Annotated in this window: 23 protein-coding genes and 1 pseudogene; 11 read left to right on the plus strand and 13 right to left on the minus strand. The window is 71.0% G+C overall.

Annotated elements, in window-relative coordinates:
• Positions 1 to 16: 16 nt before the first annotated feature.
• Complete coding sequence (locus ACZ4SF_RS07285) at positions 17 to 415, minus strand: hypothetical protein (protein WP_468379447.1); 399 nt, start codon at positions 413 to 415, stop codon at positions 17 to 19.
• 127 nt (positions 416 to 542) lie between these two features.
• Between ACZ4SF_RS07285 and ACZ4SF_RS07290 the strand changes: the two genes are divergently transcribed.
• Entirely contained in the window at positions 543 to 1,178 is a 636-nt protein-coding gene (locus ACZ4SF_RS07290; protein WP_468379450.1) for a uridine kinase family protein, read from the plus strand.
• Positions 1,179 to 1,339: 161 nt separating this feature from the next.
• Here the strand turns inward: ACZ4SF_RS07290 and ACZ4SF_RS07295 are convergent, their stop codons facing one another.
• On the minus strand, positions 1,340 to 2,080 hold the full coding sequence (locus tag ACZ4SF_RS07295) for a SigE family RNA polymerase sigma factor (protein ID WP_468379453.1): 741 nt from the start codon (positions 2,078 to 2,080) through the stop codon (positions 1,340 to 1,342).
• A gap of 240 nt (positions 2,081 to 2,320) precedes the next feature.
• On the opposite strand from ACZ4SF_RS07295, the gene afsQ1 reads away from it, so the two are divergent.
• The 6 genes from afsQ1 to ACZ4SF_RS07325 all read left to right on the plus strand — a co-directional run bounded on the left by afsQ1 (position 2,321) and on the right by ACZ4SF_RS07325 (position 6,875).
• Positions 2,321 to 2,998, plus strand: a complete 678-nt coding sequence (afsQ1, locus tag ACZ4SF_RS07300; RefSeq protein WP_468379456.1) for a two-component system response regulator AfsQ1 — start codon at positions 2,321 to 2,323, stop codon at positions 2,996 to 2,998.
• Complete coding sequence (locus ACZ4SF_RS07305) at positions 2,995 to 4,584, plus strand: ATP-binding protein (RefSeq protein ID WP_468379459.1); 1,590 nt, start codon at positions 2,995 to 2,997, stop codon at positions 4,582 to 4,584. Before afsQ1 ends, ACZ4SF_RS07305 begins: the two co-directional genes overlap by 4 nt.
• Entirely contained in the window at positions 4,581 to 5,183 is a 603-nt protein-coding gene (locus tag ACZ4SF_RS07310; RefSeq protein ID WP_468379462.1) for a hypothetical protein, read from the plus strand. The genes ACZ4SF_RS07305 and ACZ4SF_RS07310 overlap by 4 nt, the downstream gene beginning before the upstream one ends.
• 65 nt (positions 5,184 to 5,248) lie before the next feature.
• Positions 5,249 to 5,767, plus strand: coding sequence for a hypothetical protein (locus ACZ4SF_RS07315; RefSeq protein WP_468379465.1), 519 nt, complete (start codon positions 5,249 to 5,251; stop codon positions 5,765 to 5,767).
• 233 nt (positions 5,768 to 6,000) lie between these two features.
• Positions 6,001 to 6,564 (plus strand): VanZ family protein, encoded by a 564-nt coding sequence (locus ACZ4SF_RS07320; protein WP_468379467.1) that lies wholly within the window; start codon positions 6,001 to 6,003, stop codon positions 6,562 to 6,564.
• 110 nt (positions 6,565 to 6,674) lie between these two features.
• Complete coding sequence (locus ACZ4SF_RS07325; protein WP_468379470.1) at positions 6,675 to 6,875, plus strand: PspC domain-containing protein; 201 nt, start codon at positions 6,675 to 6,677, stop codon at positions 6,873 to 6,875.
• Between the two features lie 80 nt (positions 6,876 to 6,955).
• On the opposite strand, the gene ACZ4SF_RS07330 is transcribed toward ACZ4SF_RS07325, so the two are convergent.
• Positions 6,956 to 7,339 (minus strand): ATP-binding protein, encoded by a 384-nt coding sequence (locus ACZ4SF_RS07330; protein WP_468379472.1) that lies wholly within the window; start codon positions 7,337 to 7,339, stop codon positions 6,956 to 6,958.
• A gap of 151 nt (positions 7,340 to 7,490) precedes the next feature.
• Positions 7,491 to 8,666 carry an adenosine deaminase gene (locus ACZ4SF_RS07335; RefSeq protein ID WP_468379474.1) on the minus strand — a complete coding sequence of 392 codons (1,176 nt, stop codon included), beginning with the start codon at positions 8,664 to 8,666 and terminating at the stop codon, positions 7,491 to 7,493.
• A 134-nt stretch (positions 8,667 to 8,800) separates the two neighbouring features.
• On the opposite strand from ACZ4SF_RS07335, the gene ACZ4SF_RS07340 reads away from it, so the two are divergent.
• On the plus strand, positions 8,801 to 9,562 hold the full coding sequence (locus ACZ4SF_RS07340) for a prolyl oligopeptidase family serine peptidase (RefSeq protein ID WP_468379477.1): 762 nt from the start codon (positions 8,801 to 8,803) through the stop codon (positions 9,560 to 9,562).
• A 199-nt stretch (positions 9,563 to 9,761) separates the two neighbouring features.
• On the opposite strand, the gene ACZ4SF_RS07345 is transcribed toward ACZ4SF_RS07340, so the two are convergent.
• The gene (locus ACZ4SF_RS07345; protein WP_468379480.1) at positions 9,762 to 10,724 is read right to left on the minus strand and encodes a LysR family transcriptional regulator; all 963 of its coding nucleotides are present in this window, start codon (positions 10,722 to 10,724) and stop codon (positions 9,762 to 9,764) included.
• A gap of 63 nt (positions 10,725 to 10,787) precedes the next feature.
• On the opposite strand from ACZ4SF_RS07345, the gene ACZ4SF_RS07350 reads away from it, so the two are divergent.
• Together ACZ4SF_RS07350 and ACZ4SF_RS07355 are read left to right on the plus strand one after the other, a co-directional pair.
• Positions 10,788 to 12,071, plus strand: coding sequence for an MFS transporter (locus ACZ4SF_RS07350; RefSeq protein WP_468379483.1), 1,284 nt, complete (start codon positions 10,788 to 10,790; stop codon positions 12,069 to 12,071).
• A 118-nt stretch (positions 12,072 to 12,189) separates the two neighbouring features.
• On the plus strand, positions 12,190 to 13,203 hold the full coding sequence (locus tag ACZ4SF_RS07355; protein ID WP_468379485.1) for a sigma-70 family RNA polymerase sigma factor: 1,014 nt from the start codon (positions 12,190 to 12,192) through the stop codon (positions 13,201 to 13,203).
• Here the strand turns inward: ACZ4SF_RS07355 and ACZ4SF_RS07360 are convergent.
• Positions 13,087 to 13,473 (minus strand): STAS domain-containing protein, encoded by a 387-nt coding sequence (locus ACZ4SF_RS07360; protein WP_468379487.1) that lies wholly within the window; start codon positions 13,471 to 13,473, stop codon positions 13,087 to 13,089. The genes ACZ4SF_RS07355 and ACZ4SF_RS07360 overlap by 117 nt on opposite strands.
• Positions 13,474 to 13,681: 208 nt before the next feature.
• Between ACZ4SF_RS07360 and ACZ4SF_RS07365 the strand changes: the two genes are divergently transcribed.
• Entirely contained in the window at positions 13,682 to 14,602 is a 921-nt protein-coding gene (locus tag ACZ4SF_RS07365; RefSeq protein WP_468379490.1) for an AEC family transporter, read from the plus strand.
• A gap of 8 nt (positions 14,603 to 14,610) precedes the next feature.
• Here the strand turns inward: ACZ4SF_RS07365 and ACZ4SF_RS07370 are convergent.
• The 7 genes and pseudogenes from ACZ4SF_RS07370 to ACZ4SF_RS07400 all read right to left on the minus strand — a co-directional run.
• Positions 14,611 to 14,789: pseudogene (locus ACZ4SF_RS07370) on the minus strand (Uma2 family endonuclease); the annotation flags it as partial.
• 95 nt (positions 14,790 to 14,884) lie between these two features.
• Positions 14,885 to 16,168 carry a thymidine phosphorylase gene (locus ACZ4SF_RS07375; RefSeq protein ID WP_468379493.1) on the minus strand — a complete coding sequence of 428 codons (1,284 nt, stop codon included), beginning with the start codon at positions 16,166 to 16,168 and terminating at the stop codon, positions 14,885 to 14,887.
• A gap of 74 nt (positions 16,169 to 16,242) precedes the next feature.
• Positions 16,243 to 16,647, minus strand: coding sequence for a cytidine deaminase (locus tag ACZ4SF_RS07380; RefSeq protein WP_468379496.1), 405 nt, complete (start codon positions 16,645 to 16,647; stop codon positions 16,243 to 16,245).
• Positions 16,644 to 17,930 (minus strand): ABC transporter permease, encoded by a 1,287-nt coding sequence (locus tag ACZ4SF_RS07385; protein WP_468379499.1) that lies wholly within the window; start codon positions 17,928 to 17,930, stop codon positions 16,644 to 16,646. The genes ACZ4SF_RS07380 and ACZ4SF_RS07385 overlap by 4 nt, the downstream gene beginning before the upstream one ends.
• Positions 17,930 to 19,057: an ABC transporter permease gene (locus tag ACZ4SF_RS07390; RefSeq protein WP_468379502.1), complete on the minus strand. Its 1,128-nt coding sequence runs from the start codon at positions 19,055 to 19,057 to the stop codon at positions 17,930 to 17,932. The genes ACZ4SF_RS07385 and ACZ4SF_RS07390 overlap by 1 nt, the downstream gene beginning before the upstream one ends.
• Positions 19,054 to 20,580 carry an ABC transporter ATP-binding protein gene (locus ACZ4SF_RS07395; RefSeq protein ID WP_468380418.1) on the minus strand — a complete coding sequence of 509 codons (1,527 nt, stop codon included), beginning with the start codon at positions 20,578 to 20,580 and terminating at the stop codon, positions 19,054 to 19,056. Before ACZ4SF_RS07395 ends, ACZ4SF_RS07390 begins: the two co-directional genes overlap by 4 nt.
• Before the next feature lie 199 nt (positions 20,581 to 20,779).
• On the minus strand, positions 20,780 to 21,835 hold the full coding sequence (locus tag ACZ4SF_RS07400) for a BMP family lipoprotein (RefSeq protein WP_468379505.1): 1,056 nt from the start codon (positions 21,833 to 21,835) through the stop codon (positions 20,780 to 20,782).
• Positions 21,836 to 21,963 lie beyond the last annotated feature (128 nt).

The raw sequence follows: 21,963 nt of genomic DNA on the forward strand, positions 1-21,963 counted from the left end.
CGCCCCCAGGGCGCTGTCAGCGGCCCGGGGCCTGCAGCAGACCGCCCACCACCGGCACGCTGCCGAGCGACGGCGCCTGGGCCACCGGGCGCGTCAGCGTCTGGGAGCCGACCGGCTTGAAGTCGGCCAGCTGGGTGCCGACCCCGTTGTCCAGCGGGTCGACGCCCGTGCCCGCGAGAGGGTTGGGCTTGAGGCCGGCGACCGGCCCGGTGACGTAGCCGACGATGCCCGTCGTGGCGGCCACGCCCGCTTCCGGGTTCACGTTGCCGAGCCCCGCGGGCCGGGAGTCGAGACCGGCGGCGGGCACCGAGTCGGCGGACGCGGTCGCCGCCCCCACGCCCAGGGCCGCTCCGGCGGTCGCCAGGGCGATCAGGGCGCGCTGCGCGGTGGGCTGGTGAGAGGTGTGTCGGGCCATTGCTGGTGCCACCTTCTGGTGCGCAAGGTAATGAGGTCGGCACTCAGGGTAGTTGAGGTGAGACTCACGCTCAAAAGCCGACCCGCGGGGTCGGCAGGGCACTCGCCATACGTCAAACTGGTGTTCCGTGAGCATTCATCCTCCGTCCCCCGCCCGCGTCGTGCTGCTGTGCGGCCCCTCGGGCTCGGGCAAGTCCCTCGTCGCCGCCCGCTCCGGGCTGCCCGTGCTGCGCCTGGACGACTTCTACAAGGAGGGTGACGACCCGACTCTGCCCCTGGTGGAGGGGAGTTCGGACATCGACTGGGACCATCCGGGGTCCTGGGACGCAGACGTCGCGGTCGAGGCCATCGCCCGGCTGTGCGCCACGGGATCGACACCGGTCCCGGTCTACGACCTCGCGCTGAGCGCCCGTACCGGCGACGAGACGCTGCACATCGGCCGCACCCCGCTGTTCATCGCGGAGGGCATCTTCGCCGCGGAGATCGTCGGGCGCTGCCAGGAGCTGGGGCTGCTCGCCGACGCGCTGTGCCTGTCCCGGGGCCCGGTCACCACCTTCCGGCGGCGCTTCCTGCGGGATCTGCAGGAGGGGCGCAAGTCGGTGCCGTTCCTGCTGCGCCGTGGGTGGCGGCTGATGCGGGCCGAGCGCTCGATCGTGGCCCGCCAGGTGTCCCTGGGTGCACACCCCTGCGACCGGGACGAGGCGCTGGGCCGTCTGGCGGCGGCAGCGGCGGGCCGGCAGGTGCGTCAGCAGACGGTGGCGTGACGCCGTAGCACGCGGCACGGGACCGGTAGAACGCGAAACGGGACTGGTCGGGCCCCCGGCCCACCAGTCCCGTTCCTCTGTGCTCCCCCGTGTTTCCCCCGTGGGCCCACCCCCCAGTGGTCCCCCGTGCCCCCCGGGTCACCCCCCAGTGACCCTCACCCTCAGGCGACCAGCTCGCCGAAGGCGTTCTCCTCGTCACGGCCGAAGCTGAGGATCTCGTCCTCGCGCAGCCGGCGGAGCGACCGCCAGATGCTGGACTTCACCGTGCCGACACTGATGCCGAGGATGTCGGCGATCTCCGGGTCCGTGCGGCCCTCGTAGTAGCGGAGGACCAGCATGGTGCGCTGGAGTTCGGGCAGCCGGGTGAGCGCCTGCCACAGGACCGCGCGCAGCTCGGTGCCGCGCATCGCGTCCGTCTCGCCGGGCGTCTCCGGCAGTTCCTCGGTCGGGTACTCGTTGAGCTTGCGGCGCCGCCAGGCGCTGATGTGCAGGTTGGTCATGGTGCGGCGGAGGTACCCGCCGACCGCCGCCTTGTCGCTGATCCGTTCCCAGGCCTTGTAGGTCGAGAACAGCGCGCTCTGCAGCAGGTCCTCGGCCTCGAAGCGGTCGCCGGTCAGGTGGTAGGCGGTGGCGTACAGGGAGGCGCGGCGCTCCTGGACGTAGGCGGTGAACTCCGCCTCCGTCAGCGAACGGCGCTGCTCCCCCGAGTCCTCCCTGTACGCGGTTCCCCCGTGCGTTTCCCCCGTGCGCGCGTCAACCACCGTCATGTAGGCGGTGTGCTGACGCCCGGTGCCGCGAGCGCACCCCCGCCCGTTCACGGCACCGGACTTCTCGGAACCCCGGTGCACGTCGTGCAGACGCGTGACCACTGCGCTGGTGCTGATGCTGTGCAGCGTGTTCATCTCGCGCTCCCCGTCGTGGACTTCCGGTGATTCGGTCTTGCCGGGCCGGTCCCGGCTTCCCGTCCGACCCGTGACCAAAAGACTGCCGGGGTGACTTCATCGCCGTGTCCGTCGACTGTCACAGACCTGTCACAGGGGCCCCGCACACGCCGGTCACGGAGTGCGCACAGACGGTCGCGTTGAAGAAGGCATGGTGCCCGCAGGTCGTACGAGGGCCCGTCCATGGGCCAGAATGTGCCCGTGCCTTCCCTGTTGCTGATCGAGGACGACGACGCCATCCGCACGGCCCTGGAGCTGTCCCTGACGCGCCAGGGACACCGGGTGGCCACCGCCGCCAGTGGCGAGGACGGTCTGAAGCTGCTGCGCGAGCAGCGGCCGGACCTGATCGTGCTGGACGTCATGCTGCCCGGCATCGACGGGTTCGAGGTGTGCCGGCGCATCCGGCGCACGGACCAGTTGCCGATCATCCTGCTGACCGCGCGCAGCGACGACATCGACGTCGTGGTCGGGCTGGAGTCGGGTGCCGACGACTACGTCGTCAAGCCGGTGCAGGGCCGGGTGCTCGACGCCCGGATCCGGGCCGTGCTGCGGCGCGGGGAGCGTGAGTCCAGCGATTCGGCGACCTTCGGCAGCCTCGTCATCGACCGGTCGGCCATGACCGTCACGAAGAACGGCGAGGATCTCCAGCTGACCCCGACCGAGCTGCGCCTGCTGCTGGAGCTGAGCCGGCGGCCCGGTCAGGCGCTGTCCCGGCAGCAGTTGCTGCGGCTGGTGTGGGAGCACGACTATCTGGGTGACTCCCGCCTGGTGGACGCGTGTGTGCAGCGGCTGCGCGCCAAGGTGGAGGACGTGCCCTCGTCCCCGACGCTCATCCGTACCGTCCGTGGTGTCGGCTACCGCCTGGATGTACCTCAGTGACCGACGAGCAAGGGGGGCTGCGCGGCTGGGCCGCGGGGCGCAAGGGAAGTCTGTCGCGGCTGCGGTTCACCAGCCTCAGGCTGCGACTGGTACTGGTCTTCGGTCTGGTCGCGCTCACCGCCGCGGTGTCGGCGTCGGGCATCGCCTACTGGCTCAACCGGGAGGCCGTGCTCACCCGCGCCCAGGACGCGGTGCTGCGCGACTTCCGGCAGGAGATGCAGAACCGCGCGGGCGCGCTGCCGGAGCACCCCACGCAGGACCAGCTGCAGCGGGCGGCGAGCCAGATGGCCGCCAGCAGCCAGCGGTTCAGCGTGCTGCTGGTCGCCCAGGACGCCGACGGCAAGACGGTGTACGGCAACTCGGGCGGCATCAACGGCTTCGCTCTGGAGGACGTGCCGAAGTCGCTGCGCGCGGCCGTGACCAAGCGGCAGGAGCCGAGCGACACCAACAAGGAGCCGTACCACCTGTACTGGCAGCGGGTCACGGAGGACGGCACGCCGTATCTGGTGGCAGGCACCCGGGTGATCGGCGGCGGTCCGACCGGCTACATGGCGAAGTCGCTCGAGCCGGAGGCCAAGGACCTCAACTCGCTGGCCTGGTCGCTCGGCATCGCCACCGGGCTCGCGCTGATCGGTGCCGCGCTGCTCGCGCAGGCCGCCGCCACCACCGTGCTGAAGCCGGTGCACCGGCTCGGCGTGGCCGCGCGACGGCTCGGCGAGGGCAAGCTGGACACCCGGCTGCGCGTGTCCGGCACCGACGAACTCGCCGATCTGTCGCGGACGTTCAACAACGCGGCCGAGGCGCTGGAGCAGCGGGTCGCGGAGATGGCCGCGCGGGACGACGCGTCCCGCCGGTTCGTGGCCGACATGTCCCACGAGCTGCGCACCCCGCTCACCGCCATCACCGCCGTCACGGAGGTGCTGGAGGAGGAGCTGGAGGCGGAGGCCGGGAGCATGGACCCGATGATCGAGCCCGCCGTGCGGCTGGTGGTCAGCGAGACCCGGCGGCTGAACGACCTGGTCGAGAACCTGATGGAGGTCACCCGCTTCGACGCGGGCACCGCCCGGCTGGTGCTGGACGACGTCGACATCGCCGACCAGATCACCGCCTGCATCGACGCCCGCGCCTGGCTGGACGCGGTCGAGCTGGACGTCGAGCGAGGCCTGCACGCCCGCCTCGACCCGCGCCGCCTGGACGTCATCCTCGCCAACCTGATCGGCAACGCGCTCAAGCACGGCGGGTCGCCGGTGCGGGTGTCGGTGCGGCAGGCGGACGACTCGTTGGTGATCCGGGTCCGCGACCACGGGCCCGGCATCCCGGAGGACGTCCTCCCGCACGTCTTCGACCGCTTCTACAAGGCGAGCGCCTCCCGGCCGCGCTCCGAGGGCAGCGGGCTCGGACTGTCCATCGCCCTGGAGAACGCCCACATCCACGGCGGCGAGATCACCGCGGCCAACTCCCCGGAGGGCGGGGCGGTGTTCACCCTGCGGCTGCCACGGGACGCCTCGGAGCTGACCGAGGAGAACGGCGAGGGCAGCGGGGACACCAGGACCGACGAGCACAGATCAGGAAAGGAGGGGTCATGACCGTACGACGCCTGCTGGCGCTGCCCCTCCTCGCGGCGCTCCTCACCGGCTGCGGCATCCGGCCCACGGAGGTACCGACCGACTTCGGGGCGGCGCCGTCCCGGGTGCCGTGCTCCCTGGCCGGGCCCGACCGGTCCACCCAGTCCTCGCACGGCGTGCCGGTGCAGGTCTTCCTGCTGTGCGGGGCTTCCCTGGTCGCCGTCGACCGGACGGTACGGGTCCCGGAAGGCACCCCGGACGCCCAGCGCCGGGTGATCGTGGCGCAGGGGCTGCTGGACCAGCTCGCCGTGTCGCCGTCGGCCGCGGAGAAGGACGCGCGCTACACGACGTACGTGCCGGGCGGCATGAACGTGACCGGGCCCGGCCCGAAGGACCCCGAGGAGGCGCTCCGCCTCAGCACGGCACCGGCGCGGCTCACCTCTTACGCGCTGGCCCAGCTGGTGTGCACGCTGTCCGACTCGGCGGCGACGGAGGGCGACGGCTCGGTCATCCTGGGCGGCCCCGGCACGCAGCCCCTGCGGCGCTACGACTGCACGGACGAGGTCCGCGAACGCCCGGGCTCCGCCCAGCCGCCGTCCAGCGAGGTCCCGGACGCCTAGGGGCCGCCCAGGGCCTGGCCGGTGGGTCGGCAGGGGTCCCCTTGCCCGCCCCTTAGGCTGGCGCCGTGGACAACGAGCTCGCTCATGAGGGAAGCGCCTTCGTCAACTTCCGACACTACGTCCGGGATCCGAAGGAGCACGGGTTTCGGTGGGTCGACGTCAAGCAGCTCCGCTTCTCTGCGGAGTCCGCGGACGACAGAGAGCTGCTTGCCGCACTGATCGGGCATGAGCAGTTCCGGGACGACTACGCAGGCGGTGGAGTGCTGCCTGAGGGGCCCCGGCACGGTCCGTATTGGCTGCGGTTGATCACTCCCGACCTCTACGAGCCCGTCAGCCAGGAGAAGGCCGTACGGATCCTGCGGGAGTGGGTGGATCCGCTCTGGGACGTGCCCGCCGAGCTGGAGGACGGTCTGCAGCGGGAGGTGTTCGACCGCCTGGCTGCAGCCGATGGCATCTACTGTCTCGGCGAACTCGGTGATGAGGCGATTCATGACTGGGGACGTGTGCACGACTGCTTCCACGAGTTCGTGCTGATCGACCGCTCGGCCGGGCAGATCTCCCTCGTCGTCGCGGCCGACGACTGAGCCGATCAGCCGGGCAGATCTCCCTCGTCGTCGCGGCCGACGACTGAGCCGGCCATCGGGGCATCCGCTGCGGTGGCTGAGATCAGTAGCGGAGAGCGTCCGCAGGACACCGCCCCCAGGCACCCTGTCGGTGCCTGCAGGCGGCCCCTCTCCGTCCGGCTGCCGCACAGGATGGCCACGCAGAATGCTTCCGGCGCGGAACCAATCGGCCCTGCTCCCGCGTCTTGGGGTTCGTGCAGCGTCAAGGCTCCATCCGCGGCAGCGCCGCAATCCGCATCCGTGTGACAGGGGGTGTCCTCCTCGTCGCGCATCTCGCTCTCGTCGCCTGGCTGATGCTGCGCCCCCTGGACGTCCCCTGGGTGATGCCCCCGAACCTGCATCCGCTGGCCGGCATCCGTGCCGACCTCGCGCTGGGCTGGCCGCAGGCCGGCAGACCCCTCGGCGAGGGCCTCGCGCTGCTCGCGCCGCTGGGTGTGCTGCTGCCGATGGCGCACGGCCGGCTCGTCGTCTCCACGCCGGCCTCCCTGGCCCGTACGGCCGCGGCGGGCACCCTGATCTCCCTGGGCATCGCCCTGTTGCAGACCGGCGTGCCGGGCCGGGTCGTGGACGTCGACTCGATGCTGCTGAACACGCTGGGCGTCATCGTGGCCCACCTGGCCGTCGTACCGGCGGGCCGCGCATGGCTGCGGCGGCGGGGCGCGCGGGAGTCCGGCACGGCCGAGCAGCAGATCACCGTCCAGGAGGGGCTGTCTCAGGGGCGTACCCCGACGATTCCCAGGGTCGGGATCGCCCCGTAGATCGACGCTTCGTCCTGTTCGTCTCCCTACCGTGGAAGACAGCTGGGGACGCCACTCGGGCGGCCCCGATCACGGCCCGGCAGCGGCCCGACGACCACGGAGGAACCCACATGACCGCCCTTGCCCGCCCCACCCACGGCCGCATGATCGGCGGAGTGTGCGCCGCCCTGGCCCGCCGCTTCGGCACCTCCGCGACGACGATGCGGGTGATCTTCCTGGTGTCCTGTCTGCTGCCGGGCCCGCAGTTCCTGCTCTACATAGCGCTGTGGCTGCTGCTGCCGGCGGAGAGCAAGACCGGTACCGCCTGGTGAGGCCCCCGGTCCCGCGCACACCAGAGGGGCGCTTCCGGACACACCGGAGCGCCCCGTCGGCGTCGTCGGGGAGAGTGGCCTCAGCCGACCGGGATCCCGTTGACCGGCGCCCCGTGCGTGGGCAGGCCCTTCACCGGCATTCCGCCGAGCAGGCCGGCGGCCGGCTTGGTCGGGCTCTCGGCGAGGACGCTCGCGGCGGCAGGCTTCGCTGCGGCCACACCCTTGCCGACGGCCGGCATCGCGGCGGCGACCCCGCGCTTGGCCACGGGCTTGGCCGTCTTCAACGCACCGCTGTCGGGCAGCGCCTCGATGACCTTCTCGGGGGGCAGCGTCTTGGTGACGGTGTCCAGGGTCCGGCCGGCGTCCGGGGTGGCCGGGGCGGCGTTGGCCGCGCCCGCACCGACGGCGGCGATAGCGGCACCGAGGGCGGCGACACCGAGGGTCTTGGCAGCAGACTGCTTCATCGTGAATGCGTCCTTGAATGCGGAGACGGGTGATCACAAAACGTTTGAGCGGTCCACGACCGTAAACATCCCGGGCCGCCCCCCGCAAACACCGAAATGCGGACGCCTTGTGAAAGTGCGTCCGCATTCCGGGTCGAGCGGCGTCGGGCCGCTAGTCTCCGATCTCCACAGAACCGCTGGTGGAGGCGGTCTGCCGGAACAGCCATTCGGATTTCAGCTCGGCATATCCAGGCTTGATCACGTCATTGATCATCGCGAGTCGTTCATCGAAAGGAATGAACGCTGATTTCATCGCATTGACGGAGAACCACTGCATGTCGTCGAGCGTGTAACCGAACGCCTCGACGAGGTGCTCGAATTCACGGCTCATGGTGGTGTGCGACATCAGCCGGTTGTCGGTGTTCACGGTGGCCCTGAAGTGCAGCCGGCGCAGCAGCCCGAGCGGATGCTCGGCGTAGGAGGTCGCCGCCCCGGTCTGCAGGTTGGAACTGGGGCACAGCTCCAGCGGGATCCGCTTGTCCCGCACGTACGACGCGAGCCGGCCGAGCTTGACCGAGCCGTCCTCGCGGACCTCGATGTCGTCGATGATCCGCACGCCGTGCCCGAGCCGGTCGGCGCCGCACCACTGCAGCGCCTGCCAGATGGACGGCAGCCCGAAGGCCTCGCCGGCGTGGATGGTGAAGTGGTTGTTCTCGCGCTTGAGGTACTCGAAGGCGTCCAGGTGCCGGGTGGGCGGGTAGCCGGCCTCGGCACCGGCGATGTCGAAGCCGACCACGCCGCAGTCCCGGTGCCGGTTGGCGAGTTCGGCGATCTCCAGGGAGCGGGCCGCATGCCGCATGGCGGTCAGCAGGGCGCCGACCCGGATGCGCCGGCCGTTCTCCCGGGCGAGCCGCTCGCCCTGCCGGAACCCCTCGTTGACGGCTTCGACCACCTCTTCCAGGGTCAGCCCCGCATCGAGGTGCTGTTCGGGTGCGTAGCGCACCTCGGCGTAGACGACCCCGTCCTCGGCCAGGTCCTCGGCGCACTCGCGGGCGACCCGGATCAGGGCGTCCCGGGTCTGCATCACGCCGACGGTGTGCCGGAAAGTCTCCAGATACCGTTCCAGCGAGCCGGAGTCGGCGGCCTCGTGGAACCAGATACCCAGCTTGTCCGGGTCGGTCTCGGGAAGGTCGGGGTAGCCCGTCTCGCGGGCGAGATCGACGACGGTCCCCGGGCGGAGTCCGCCGTCGAGATGATCGTGCAGCACTACCTTGGGCGCCCGGCGGATCTGGTCCGGCGTCGGAACGTGCGCCGGGACGGCCCCCGTCGGCGGAGTCTGGCTCGTCATTTCCGCACTCTAACGCCTACGCGCGTAGAGCGCCCGGTGTACGCGTGAGTTGTTTTGCGGCACTTTTCCGTCGATACGCAACGGTGACCGCACGTACGGGTTTCGTACACCACGCCTTCTGACACTGTTCTGTCATGGGACAGCAAGCGACGCCGGTCCGAACGGCCGGGCTGGGGAAGGCAGTCGGCCCGGAGCCGACGTCGGTGGGCGGAGCGGTACTGCTGCTCCCCGGCGGCGAGGAGACCTCGGCCCGCCGCCCGTCCCCCGTCCGGGCCATGACGCTCGTCCGCTCCCTGGGCCGCGCGTTCGCCCGCGCGGGCCGCGACGAAGGACTGGCCGTCCATCACGTCCGCTACCGCTACCGGGGCTGGAACGGCAGCGAAGCGCATCTGGCGGCGGACGCCGAATGGGCCGCCGACGAGGTCGTACGGCGGTACGGGGACGTGCCCGTCTGCCTGGCCGGGATCGACATGGGCGGACGTGCGGCGCTCCGGGCCGGCGGCCACGAGGCCGTCAACTCCGTGGTCGCGCTGGCCCCATGGCTCCCCGAGGAGGACGTCGCCGCCCCTGCGGAGCCGGTGAAGCAGCTTGCCGGGCGCCGGGTGCTGATCGTGCACGGCACGAACGACGAACGCACCGATCCCGAGCTGTCCTTCCGGTTCGCGGCGAGGGCGAAGAAGGCGAACCGGGAGGTGTGCCGGTTCGAAGTGCACACCGACGGGCACGGGTTGAACGGTCACCGGGAGGAGGTGCTGTGCCTCGCGTCCGACTTCGTGATGGGGGCGCTGTTCGGGCACTCCGTGTCCCGCCCGGTGGAGGACGCGCTCGCCGCGCCGCCACCGATCGGACTGCGCATGCCGTTGGCCGCGGGGTTCGGGCGGTCGTGGAAGCGGTAGGACCCGTGGGCTTGGGGTGCGCGTAGGCCGTGGAAGCCGCAGGGGTCGTGGGCTTCGGAATTCGGGTAGGCCGTGGAAGCGGCAGGGCCCGGGGGCTTCGGGGTGCGCGTAGGCCGCGGGAGTGCCAGGAACCGTGGGCTTCGGGTGCGCGTAGGCCGTGGCTTGGCGCGCGGTTAGCCGCGTACCGGGCCGGTTGCCCTCAGGTGGGCAGCAAGTTGCCCCTCCGGGACAGCAGGAACTTCTTGAACGCGGCCACCGGGGGTGTGTCCGGACGGTCGGCCAGCCAGGCGACGCCGATCTCACGGACCGCCCTCGGCGCCGTGACCGTCAGTTCCACCACGCCCGGGCGGGGGACGGTCGGCGGTGGCAGCAGCGCCACTCCCAGTCCGGCCGCCACCAGGCCCCTGAGCGTCTCCGCCTCCTCGCCCTCGAAGGCGATGCGGGGCTTGAAGCCGACCTCGCGGCACAGGTCGTCGGTGATCCGCCGCAGGCCGTAGCCCGGCTCCAGGGTGACGAAGGTTTCGTCGGCCGCCTCGGCCAGGCGGATGCGGCGCCGGGCGGCCAGACGGTGGTCCGCGGGGACGACCAGGCGCAGTTTCTGCTCGTCCAGGCGGCGGGCGACCAGGTCGGGAGCGTCCGGTACCGGTGAGGTCAGACAGAGATCCAGCTCCCCCGCCCGCAGCCGCTCCAGCATGGCCTCGCCGTAGTTCTGGACCAGGCTGAAGCGGACGCGCGGGTGGTCGGCGCGGAAGGCGTGCAGCAGACCGGGTACGGTCTCGGCACCCATGGTGTGCAGGAAGCCGAAGGCGACCTTGCCGGTGGCCGGGTCGGCGTCCGCGCGGACCTCCTCGGCGGCGCGGTCGATCTCGGCGAGGGCCCGCTCGACGGAGACCAGGAAGGTGCGGCCTGCGGTGGTCAGGGATACCGTGCGGCCGTGGCGGGCGAACAGGTCGACGCCCAGGTCCTGCTCCAGACGGGCCATCGCCCGGGACAGCGTGGACTGCGGGACGTTCATCTCCAGCGCGGCCCGGGTGACGTGCTCGGTGCGGGCCACACCGGCGAAGTACGCGAGGCGGGGCGCGAGCAGCCGCGACATCTCGCTCATGTCTTCTGTGTCACCGGACGGTGACAGCCGCGCCTGTGACCTCTGCTGATGCTCCATGGGAACGATTATGGCGATTCCATGCATTGGACGGATGAGGGGCGCCGTACCTACGGTCGAAGCATGTCTCCCGCCAGTACCGGGGCGTCCACCGTCGTGGACGCCGTTCCGTCCGTCCCTGCTTCCGGCTCCGACACCCGCATGACCCCCGGCGGCCCCGGCTACCGCCGGATGAGCTTCGCCCTCTTCCTCGCCGGAGTCGCCACCTTCGCCCTCCTGTACTCCACCCAGGCGCTGCTGCCGCTGATCTCCGGGGAGTTCGGGGTCGCGGCGAGCGAGGCGAGCTGGACGGTGGCGGCAGCGACCGGCGGGCTGGCCCTGTTCGTCCTGCCGATGAGCGCCCTGTCGGAGCGCTTCGGCCGCCGCACGGTGATGACGGCCTCCCTGGCCGTCGCCGTCACGCTCGGCATGCTGGTGCCCTTCGCGCCGTCGCTCGGCACGCTGGTGGTGCTGCGGGCGGTGCAGGGCGCCGCGCTGGCCGGACTTCCGGCCTCGGCGGCGGCGTACCTGGCCGAGGAGGTGCGGCCCAAGGCACTGGTCACGGCGATCGGGCTGTTCGTGGCGGGCAACAGCGTCGGCGGGATGAGCGGCCGGGTGATCACCGGCTGGGTCGCGCAGGAGTGGGGCTGGCGGGTCTCGGTCGGCGTGATCGGCGCGCTCGCCGTCGCCTGCGCGGTGGCCTTCCGGCTGCTGCTGCCGGCGCCCCGGCACTTCAAGGCCGGTTCCCTGCGCCCGCAGGTCCTGCTCGGCACGGTCCGCGACCACCTGTCCGACCCGCTGCTGCGCCGCCTGTACGCGATCGGCGCGCTGTTCATGACGGTGTTCGGCGGCGTGTACACGGTGATCGGATACCGGCTGACGGCGGAGCCGTTCGGGCTGCCGCAGGGCATCGTGGGCTCGGTCTTCCTGATCTACCTGGTGGGCACGGTCTCGGCGTCCGCCGCGGGCCGGCTGGTGGGACGGTTCGGCCGCCGGGGCGCGCTGTACTTGGCGGGCGGTACGACGGCGGCGGGTCTGCTGCTGTCCCTGGCCGGCTCCCTGCCGCTGGTCCTGCCGGGCCTGGTGCTGATCACGGCGGGCTTCTTCGCCGGGCACGCGGTCGCCTCCTCGGCGGTCGGCAAGACGGCCACCCACGGCCGGGCCCAGGCCTCGGCGCTGTACCAGTCCGCGTACTACGTCGGCTCCAGCGTGGGCAGCACGGCCGGCGCGCTGGCCTTCCGCGCGAACGGCTGGACCGGCACGGTCGGCGTCGGCCTCCTGGCGGTCCTCGGCGTCGTCGCCATCACGGTCCTCGGCTCCCGTGCGGCCCGGGTCGCGGCCCGGCGCGAGCCGGTGGGCGCGCACTGAAGCACCCACTTCTCACCTGCGCGTTTCCCGACTCCGGGGGCCGTTGTCAGTCCCCTGCGGTAGCTTCCCAAGTGGCGCGAAGGTGTGCCACGGGAACAGCCGCAGGGGTGGGTGGACGATGGGCGACAGCACGGCGACGGCGGATCTCGACGTCGCACTGGAGAAGCACCGGACCGAGCTGACCGGGTACTGCTACCGGATGCTCGGTTCCTCCTTCGAGGCCGAGGACGCGGTACAGGACACCCTGGTGCGGGCCTGGCGGAGCTACGACAAGTTCGAGGGCCGGTCCTCCCTGCGCTCGTGGCTGTACCGGATCGCGACGAACGTGTGCCTGGACATGCTGACGGCGGGCAGCAAGCGGGCGCGGCCGATGGACCTGACCGAGTCGACCCCGCTGGCCCAGGCGGCGCTCGCGCCGCGCCCCGACAACACCTGGCTGGAACCGGTGCCGGACGCGCGCGTGCTGCCGAGGGTGGACGATCCGGCGGAGGCGGCGGTGGCCAAGGAGTCCGTCCGGCTCGCGTTCATGGCAGCCCTGCAGCAGCTGCCGCCCAAGCAGCGGGCGGTGCTGATCCTGCGTGAGGTGCTGGCCTGGAAGGCGAGCGAGGTCGCCGAACTGCTGGGCACCACGGTCGCATCCGTCAACAGCGCGCTGCAACGAGCCCGGGCCACGCTGGCCGAGCGGGAGCAGTCCGGCGCCCACGCGGAGGTCTCCGACCCGCTCGACGCGGAGCAGCAGAAACTCCTCGAGCGCTATGTCGCGGCCTTCGAGGGGTACGACATGACGGCGCTGACGGCGCTCCTCCACGAGGACGCCATCATGACGATGCCGCCGTTCGACCTGTGGCTGACCGGACACGAGGACATCACCGGCTTCATGACCACCATCGGCTCCGCATGCGAGGGCTCCCGGCTGCTCCCCGTACAGGTCAACGGCCTGCCCGGCTTCGCCCAGTACAAGCCCGACCCGGACACCGGCGGCTACAGCCCCTGGGCCGTGCAGGTCCTGGAGATCTCAGACGGCAGGCTGACCGGGTTCCACTTCTTCCTCGACACCCAGCGCTGGTTCCCGCTCTTCGATCTGCCCCTCCACCTGGAAGCGGAGCCCGACGAGGTCCAGAAGGGCGTGTAGCGCGGGATCGGCGTCCCGCAACCGGATCCGCCCGCCGGCCCGGCGGGCGGCCAGCTCCAGCCGGGCCAGCAGCTCCACGACCGCCAGCCCCGGCGGCCCGACCCCGCCCACGTCGCACACGACCACCCCGCCCCCGCCGCCCTCCAGCAACACCCGCACCTCGGCACACAGCACCGGCACCTGAGCGCGACTGACGGGTCCGGGCAGCACGAGTACGGCTGGGGTCTTGGCATCCACGTGCGGTAGACCGGCACAACAGCCCCAACTCATCGCCGACGCCCGGCACCACACCGACCTCAGACCGACCTGCGCCTCGCGGACGGCCCGGCTCCGCCCTGCACCACACCGACCTGCGCCTCCCGAACGGCCCGGCCCGCCCAGCACCACACCGACCTCAGACCGACCGGCACCTCGCGGACGGCCCGGCTCCGCTCAACATCACATTGACCTGCGCCGCTCCCCCACGGAGGGTGGCCCTGTGGCGGGGGTGCTGAGCGGGTTCGCGGTGATCGCGGTCGTCATCGGGGTGGGCTATGTGCTCGGGCGGCGGGGGACGCTCGGCACGCAGGGCGGTGAGGTGCTGACGAGGCTGGCCTTCACCGTGGCCGGCCCCGCGCTCCTCTTCACGACCCTCGCGCGGGCCGACCTCTCCGTCCTCTTCTCCAGCCGGCTGCTGGTGACGGCACTGAGCACGGCGGCGGTCTGCGGGACCTTCGTGGCGATCGGCGCGCTACGGCGCTGGGGGGTGGGCCGTACGACGATCGGCGCCCTGTGCTCCGGCTACGTCAACTCGGGCAACCTGGGCATCCCGATCGCCGCGTACGTTCTGGGCGACGCGTCGCTGGTGGCGCCGGTGCTGCTCTTCCAGGTCGTCCTGGTCACCCCCGTCGCCCTCACCGTCCTGGACCTCTCCGGCATGGGCGAGAAAGGCACGGTGTGGCGGCGCCTGCTGACGCCGCTCCGGAACCCGATAGCGGTCGGCTCCCTGTCCGGGGTGGTGGTGTCGGCGGCGGGCCTGCACCTACCCGGCCCGCTCATGAACCCGCTCACCCTGATCGGCAACATGTCCGTCCCGGCGGCGCTGCTGGCCTTCGGCATGTCCCTGCACGGTGGCGCGGCCCTTGGGCGGGGGCGGGACAGGCAGCTGGTCCTGCTGTCGGTGGCGTTGAAGTCGCTCGGGCAGCCGCTCGTGGCGTGGGTGCTGGCGAGCGCGGTCTTCGGGCTGCACGGCGCCCCACTGCTGGACGTCGTGGTGACCTCCGCCCTCCCGGCCGCCCAGAACCTGTTCACCTACGCGAGCCGCTACCGGGTGGCCGAGGGCCTGGCGAGGGAGTCGATCCTGCTGTCGACGGTCGTGTCGGTGCCGGTGCTGGTGGGAGTGGCGGCGGTGCTGGGGTGAGGCCGCGTCAGTCGGCGGGGAACTCGGGCCGCGATCACGTTGTGGCCGTAGGCGGGAGCAGGTGACACGGTGATGATCCCCTCGATGATCTCCACCTTGCTGCCCTCGGGCCACTCCGTCTCCTCCAGTACCGGACGGGGTCGTCCCAGTTCTGGTCGGGGTCCTGGCTGACGGTGAGTGCGCTCACGGCGGTCTCCTATCGGTGCGTCACCGATCCCAACATGCCGAACGGGACCGGTGGCGATCCACCGGTCCCGTTCGCGCGGGAGAGGAAACCGCAGGTCAGGCGATTCGTTCCAGCACCACCGGCGTGGCCTGGAAGCCCGTGCCCGTCGCCGCGATGTCGTACGCACCCTGCACCGCCTGGAGCGCGTACTCGAAGCGCTCGGGGGTGTCGGTGTGCAGGGTGAGGAGGGGCTGGCCCTCGGTCACGGTGTCGCCCGGCTTGGCGTGCATCTCGACGCCCGCCGCCGCCTGCACCGGGTCCTCCTTGCGGGCGCGGCCGGCGCCCAGGCGCCAGGCGGCGATGCCGATGTCGTAGGCGTCGAGCCGGGTCAGGACACCGGAGGACGGGGCCTTGATGACGTGCTGCTCCTTCGACGTGGGCAGCTCGGCGTCCGGATCGCCGCCCTGCGCCGCGATCATCCGGCGCCAGACGTCCATCGCCGAGCCGTCGGCCAGCGCCTTCGCCGGGTCGGCGTCCTTGACGCCGGCCGCGTCCAGCATCTCGCGGGCCAGGGCGATCGTCAGCTCGACGACGTCCGCGGGGCCGCCGCCCGCCAGGACCTCGACCGACTCGCGGACCTCTAGGGCGTTGCCCGCCGTCAGGCCGAGCGGGGTCGACATGTCCGTCAGGAGCGCGACCGTCTTCACGCCGTGGTCGGTGCCGAGGCCGACCATCGTGGAGGCCAGCTCGCGGGCGTCCTCGATCGTCTTCATGAAGGCGCCCGTGCCGACCTTCACGTCCAGGACCAGCGAGCCGGTGCCCTCGGCGATCTTCTTGGACATGATCGAGGAAGCGATCAGCGGGATCGCCTCGACCGTGCCGGTGACGTCCCGGAGCGCGTACAGCTTCTTGTCCGCGGGGGCCAGGCCGTCGCCCGCCGCGCAGATCACCGCGCCGGTGGTGTCGAGGACGTGCAGCATCTCCTCGTTCGACAGCAGCGCGCGCCAGCCGGGGATCGACTCCAGCTTGTCCAGGGTGCCGCCGGTGTGGCCGAGGCCCCGGCCGGAGAGCTGCGGGACGGCGGCGCCGCAGGCCGCGACGAGGGGCGCCAGCGGGAGGGTGATCTTGTCGCCGACGCCGCCGGTGGAGTGTTTGTCGGCCGTCGGGCGGGACAGCGACGAGAAGTCCATGCGCTCGCCGGAGGCAATCATGGCCGCGGTCCAGGTGGCGATCTCGCGGCGGTTCATGCCGTTCAGCAGGATCGCCATGTTGAGCGCGGCCATCTGGTAGTCGGCGACCTCACCGCGGGTGTACGCGTCGATGACCCAGTCGATCTGCTCGTCGGTCAGCTCGCCGCGGTCCCGCTTGGTGCGGATCACGGAGATGGCGTCCATGGCCATGGCTGGTGTGGTTCCTTCCGGGAGGTGCGAAGTGTGCGGCCCCCCTGCGAGCGGGGCAGGGGGGCCGTACGGCGTTACTTGGTGAGATGGTCCGGGCCGAAGGCCTGGGGCAGCATCTCCGAGAGCGGGAGGACGCCCGCGGGGGTGTCCAGGAGGAGATCCGGGCCGCCGAACTCGTACAGCAGCTGGCGGCAGCGGCCGCACGGGACCAGCAGGGCGCCCTCGCCGTCCACGCAGCTGAAGTGGGTCAGCCGGCCGCCGCCCGTGCGCTGCAGCTCCGAGACCAGCCCGCACTCGGCGCACAGGCCGAGCCCGTAGGAGGCGTTCTCGACGTTGCAGCCGCTGACCGTGCGTCCGTCGTCGACCAGGGCCGCCACGCCGACCGGGTACCCCGAGTAGGGGGCGTAGGCGTGGGACATGGCCTCCCGCGCCTCGGCGCGCAGCGCCTCCCAGTCGAACGTGTCGGATCCCTGAGTCACTTGCCCTGACCCTTCCGGTAGCGCATGCCGTCCGCCTTCGGCATCCGCAGACGCTGCGCGGACAGCGACAGCACGAGCAGGGTGACGACGTACGGGGTGGCGCCCACGAAGTCGCTCGGGACCTCGTCGGTGAACAGGTACCAGACCAGGACCAGCGCAGCCGTCATGAGGGCGATCCCGCCCTGCCAGTGTGCCTTCTTGTACATCTTCCAGCCGGCGAGCAGCGCGAGCAGGACGACCAGCAGGAGGAGCAGGGCGTGGACGGTGACACCGCCGTTGCGGAGCTGGAGCGCGTCGGAGTAACCGAACAGGCCCGCGCCCATGGCCAGGCCGCCCGGGCGCCAGTTACCGAAGATCATCGCCGCGAGACCGATGTAACCGCGGCCACCGGTCTGGCCCTCGAGGTAGGTGTGCGAGGTGACCAGCGCGAGGAAGGCACCGCCGAGGCCGGCGAGGCCGCCGGAGACGGCCACGGCCGCGTACTTGTACTTGTACACGTTGACGCCGAGGGACTCCGCGGCAGTCGGGTTCTCACCGCAGGAGCGCAGCCGCAGCCCGAACGGGGTGCGCCACAGCAGCCACCAGCTGCCGACGAACAGCAGCACGGCGAGGATCGTGACCACGGACAGGTTGGTGACCAGACCGCCGACGATGCCGGCGAGGTCGGAGACCAGGAACCAGTGGTGCTTCTCGATCGACGAGAGGCCGTCCGAGAGGCCGGGGACGGTGATGTGCGGCAGCGAGTCCGCCGGCGGGGACTGCTTGGGGTTGCCGCCCGCCTCCGAGGCCTTGCCCTCGGCGAAGAACAGCTTGGCGAGGTACTGGGTGGCGCCGAGCGCGAGCAGGTTGACGGCGACACCGGAGACGATGTGGTCGACGCCGAAGGTGACGGTGGCGACGGCGTGCACCAGACCGCCGATGACACCGAAGCCGATACCGCACAGCAGGCCGAGCCAGGGGCTGGACTGCCAGCCGACCCAGCCGGCGCCGAAGGTGCCGAGGATCATCATGCCCTCGAGGCCGATGTTGACCACACCGGCCCGCTCGGACCACAGGCCGGCGAGACCGGCGAGGCCGATCGGCACGGCCAGGCCGAGCGCGGCGGCGACCTGGCCGGCGGAGTCGAGCTGGTTGGCGCCGGTGATCATGCGGACCGCGGCGAGGAGCAGCAGGGCGCCCGCGACGATCATGAGGGTGAGGCCCAGGGAGCGGCCGGAGCGCTGGGGGGCGCCCGCTGCCTTGGGGGCCGCCGGCGGCGGCGCGTCGGTCATCGTGGCAGTCATCACGCCACCTCCTGCTTCTTCGTCGCGGCGGCGGCCTGGGCGGCGAGTTCGGCGCCGACCTTCTGCTGCTGGCGCTTCATGCCGTAGCGGCGTACGACCTCGTATGCGATGACGACGCACAGGACGATGACGCCCTGGATGACGCCGAGGATTTCCTTGTCGTAGCCCTGGAATTCCAGGTGGTTGGTGGTGCGCTCCAGGAAGCCCCACAGCAGGGCGCCGAGCGCGATGCCGATCGGGCTGTTGCGGCCGAGCAGCGCGATGGCGATACCGGTGAAGCCGATGCCGGCCGGGAAGTCGTTGCTGAACTGATGGCTGTCGTTGAGCAGGGTCGGCATGCCGATCAGACCGGCCACCGCACCCGAGATGACCATGCTGGTGGCGACCATCTTCTTCACGGACACGCCGCTCGCGCTGGCCGCGCTCTCCGACTGGCCGACGGTGCGCAGGTCGAAGCCGAACCGGGTACGGCCGAGCACGAACCAGTACGCGACGCCGACGAGCACGGCGACGACGATGAAGCCCCACAGGACGCCGGCCGGGCCGGTGTCGAAGCTGAAGAAGTACGAGGACGACGGCAGCGGCTTGGTGGAGACGAGGGTGCCCGCCTGGTCCAGCTGGCCGAGCTTCCCGGGCTGGAGCAGGTAGGCGATGATCGCGGTGGCGATCGAGTTCAGCATGATGGTCGAGATGACCTCGCTGACGCCCCGGGTGACCTTGAGGATGCCCGCGATGGACGCCCACAGGGCGCCGGTCGCCATGGCGCAGAGGATGATCAGCGGGATGGCGATCCAGCCGGGCACGGTCAGCGCCCCGCCGAGGACGGCGGCCATGAACGCGGCGAGCCGGTACTGGCCGTCGACACCGATGTTGAACAGGTTCATGCGGAAGCCGATGGCCACCGCGACACCCGCGAGGTAGTACGTCGTCGCCTTGTTCAGGATGTAGACCTGGCTGTCGCTGGCGAAGCCGTAGGTCGCCATGTCGCTGAACGCGGCGCCGGGGTCCTTGCCGGTCGCGAGGATCACCAGGGTGGTGACGACGAGCGCGGCGACGATCGCCAGCAGCGGCGCGGCGATGCCGAGGAGCAGCCGCTCCTTGTCGATGCGTTGGGTCAGCTTCTTCATCGCTCGTCGTCCTCTGTGTGCTCCAGGTGGCCGGTGGCCGCACCCGTCATGGCGGAGCCCAGCTCTTCGGGGGTGATCGTGGCGGGGTCGGCGTCGGCGACCAGACGGCCGCGGTACATCACCCGCAGGGTGTCGGAGAGGCCGATCAGCTCGTCCAGGTCGGCGGAGATCAGCAGCACCGCCAGGCCCTCGCGGCGGGCCTCACGGATGTAGTCCCAGATGGCCGCCTGCGCGCCGACGTCCACACCGCGGGTGGGGTGGGCGGCGATGAGCAGCTTGGGGTCGTGGCTCATCTCGCGGCCGACGATCAGCTTCTGCTGGTTGCCGCCGGACAGCGAGGCCGCGGTCACGTCGATGCCGGGGGTGCGGACGTCGTAGGCCTCGACGATCCGCTCGGTGTCGGTGCGGGCCGCCTTGATGTCGAGCAGTCCGCCGCGCGAGTTGGGCTTCTCGGTGACGTGGCCGAGGATGCGGTTCTCCCACAGCGGTGCTTCCAGGAGCAGGCCGTGGCGGTGGCGGTCCTCGGGGATGTAGCCGATGCCGGACTCGCGGCGATGGCGGGTCGGGGCGTGGGAGATGTCGGTGCCGTCGAGCGTGACGACGCCGGCGTCCGGGTGGCGCATGCCCATGATCGCCTCGACCAGCTCGGACTGGCCGTTGCCCTCCACGCCGGCGATGCCCAGGACCTCGCCCTTGTGGATGGTGAAGGAGATCTCGTCCAGGATGATCCGCTCGACGCCGTCGAGGTCGGTCTGCACCAGGTGCAGTCCGTCCAGCTTCAGCATCGGGACGTCCGTGACCGTGGACTCCTCGGTCTCCGGCGTGGGCAGTTCGCTGCCGACCATCAGCTCGGCGAGCTGCTTGGGGGTGGTGCCCCGCGGCTCGACCGTGCCCACGGTGGTGCCGCGCCGGATCACGGTGATCTCGTCGGCGACCGACAGCACCTCGCCCAGCTTGTGGGAGATGAAGATGACGGTGAGGCCCTCGGCCTTCAGCTCGCGCAGGTTGGCGAAGAGGGCGTCGACCTCCTGCGGGACCAGGACGGCGGTGGGCTCGTCCAGGATGAGGGTCTTGGCGCCGCGGTAGAGGACCTTGAGGATCTCCACGCGCTGGCGGTCGGCGACGCCCAGCTCCTCCACGAGGACGTCGGGGCGGATGTTCAGGCTGTACGCGTCCGAGATCTCCTTGATCCTGGCGCGGGCCTTGCCGCCGATGCCGTACAGCTTCTCCGCGCCGAGGACGACGTTCTCCAGCACGGTCAGGTTGTCGGCGAGCATGAAGTGCTGGTGCACCATGCCGATGCCGCGGGCGATCGCGTCGCCGGGGTTGTGGAAGACGACTTGTTCGCCACCCACGGTGATGGTGCCCTCGTCCGGCTGCTGCATGCCGTAGAGGATCTTCATCAGGGTGGACTTGCCGGCGCCGTTCTCACCGCACAGGGCGTGGACGGTGCCCGTGCGGACCGTGATGTCGATGTCGCGGTTGGCGACGACGCCGGGGAAACGCTTGGTGATGCCGCGCAGTTCGACGGCAGCGGGAGGGCTGGACGCGTTGATGGCGCACTCTCCTCGGGGAAAGGGGCTGCGGGGAGGGGGCAGGCGTCGGCGACGCTAGCGCGGCAACTCCATGCTACACGCGTAGAGTTGACACATTGTTATGGCTCGGCGGGGGGCTCCGGAAGGCGCCCCCGCGCCGAGCCTGGGTCCGACGGGACCCGTCAGGTCACGGGGTGGTCTTGACCTTGATCGAGCCGTCGATGATCTTCTTCTTCGCCTCGTCCAGCTTGGTCTGGAGGTCGTCGATGAAGCCGCCGCTGGTGGACAGCGAGACACCGTCCTTGGCGAGCGAGTAGCTGTTGGTGCCGCTCAGCGGCTTGCCGTCGTGGACGGACTTGACGAAGTCGTAGACGCCGACGTCGACGTTCTTGACCATCGAGGTCAGGATCGCGCTCTTGTACTTGGCGAGACCCGGGATGTTGTACTGGTCCGAGTCGACGCCGATGGCCCAGGCGCCCTTCTTGCCGCTGACGGCCTCGATCGCGCCGTTGCCGGAGGAGCCGGCCGCGGTGTAGACGACGTCCGCGCCGTTGTCGAGCATGCCCTGCGCGGCCTCCTTGCCCTTGTCGGGGCTGGCGAAGCCGGAGGTGTCCGAGCCGTGGCTCAGGTACTGGGTGTCGACCTTGACCTTCGGGTTGGTGTCCTTGACACCCTGGACGTAACCCGCCTCGAACTTCTTGATCAGCGGGACGTCGACGCCGCCGATGAAGCCGACGTGCTTGGTCTTGGTCTTCAGCGCGGCGGCGACACCGGCCAGGTAGGAGCCCTGCTCCTCGGTGAAGGTGATGCTGTCGACGTTGGTGCCGTTCACGACCGAGTCGACGATGCCGAAGCTGGTCTTCGGATACTTCGCGGCGACCTTGGTCATGGAGGCGGAGTAGGCGTAGCCGACACCGATGACGGGGTTGTAGCCGGCCTCCGCCAGGTCCGACAGGCGCTGCTCGCGGTCGGCCTCGGTGTCCGAGGTCTTCGCGGTCAGCTCCTTGATCTCGCCGCCGAACTCCTTCTTGGCCTTGTCGGCACCGCGCGCGGCGGAGTCGTTGAAGGAGCGGTCACCACGACCGCCGACGTCGAACGCGAGACCGATCTTGACGCCCTTGCCGCCGCCCGAGGAGGACGGGCTGGACTCGTTGTCGGACGAGGTGCTGCCACAGGCAGTGGCAGTCATTGCGAGTGCTGCGGAGGCGATACACGCAGCGGAAAGCTTGGCTACCCGGCGCACGGGAAGGCTCCTTCACCTGACCTGAGCGCCATGTCGGCGCTTGATGTGAGCACCATGCCAGTGCTCGAGCCGGGACGCCCCTTCGGCGTCGGCTTCGCGGCATCGTAACGCGCGTAGATGTCGCAAAA

The sequence above is a fragment of the Streptomyces sp. NPDC027663 genome (assembly GCF_055566415.1).

Excerpts from the sequence above, each read along its gene's own strand:
- ACZ4SF_RS07285 (WP_468379447.1), bottom strand. The coding sequence starts at position 415 with ATGGCCCGACACACCTCTCACCAGCCCACCGCGCAGCGCGCCCTGATC.
- ACZ4SF_RS07325 (WP_468379470.1), top strand. The coding sequence starts at position 6,675 with ATGACCGCCCTTGCCCGCCCCACCCACGGCCGCATGATCGGCGGAGTG.
- ACZ4SF_RS07355 (WP_468379485.1), top strand. The coding sequence starts at position 12,190 with ATGGGCGACAGCACGGCGACGGCGGATCTCGACGTCGCACTGGAGAAG.
- ACZ4SF_RS07335 (WP_468379474.1), bottom strand. The coding sequence starts at position 8,666 with ATGACGAGCCAGACTCCGCCGACGGGGGCCGTCCCGGCGCACGTTCCG.
- ACZ4SF_RS07390 (WP_468379502.1), bottom strand. The coding sequence starts at position 19,057 with ATGAAGAAGCTGACCCAACGCATCGACAAGGAGCGGCTGCTCCTCGGC.
- ACZ4SF_RS07350 (WP_468379483.1), top strand. The coding sequence starts at position 10,788 with ATGTCTCCCGCCAGTACCGGGGCGTCCACCGTCGTGGACGCCGTTCCG.
- ACZ4SF_RS07375 (WP_468379493.1), bottom strand. The coding sequence starts at position 16,168 with ATGGCCATGGACGCCATCTCCGTGATCCGCACCAAGCGGGACCGCGGC.
- ACZ4SF_RS07330 (WP_468379472.1), bottom strand. The coding sequence starts at position 7,339 with ATGAAGCAGTCTGCTGCCAAGACCCTCGGTGTCGCCGCCCTCGGTGCC.
- ACZ4SF_RS07360 (WP_468379487.1), bottom strand. The coding sequence starts at position 13,473 with ATGAGTTGGGGCTGTTGTGCCGGTCTACCGCACGTGGATGCCAAGACC.
- ACZ4SF_RS07340 (WP_468379477.1), top strand. The coding sequence starts at position 8,801 with ATGGGACAGCAAGCGACGCCGGTCCGAACGGCCGGGCTGGGGAAGGCA.
- ACZ4SF_RS07295 (WP_468379453.1), bottom strand. The coding sequence starts at position 2,080 with ATGAACACGCTGCACAGCATCAGCACCAGCGCAGTGGTCACGCGTCTG.
- ACZ4SF_RS07345 (WP_468379480.1), bottom strand. The coding sequence starts at position 10,724 with ATGGAGCATCAGCAGAGGTCACAGGCGCGGCTGTCACCGTCCGGTGAC.
- ACZ4SF_RS07310 (WP_468379462.1), top strand. The coding sequence starts at position 4,581 with ATGACCGTACGACGCCTGCTGGCGCTGCCCCTCCTCGCGGCGCTCCTC.
- ACZ4SF_RS07385 (WP_468379499.1), bottom strand. The coding sequence starts at position 17,930 with ATGACTGCCACGATGACCGACGCGCCGCCGCCGGCGGCCCCCAAGGCA.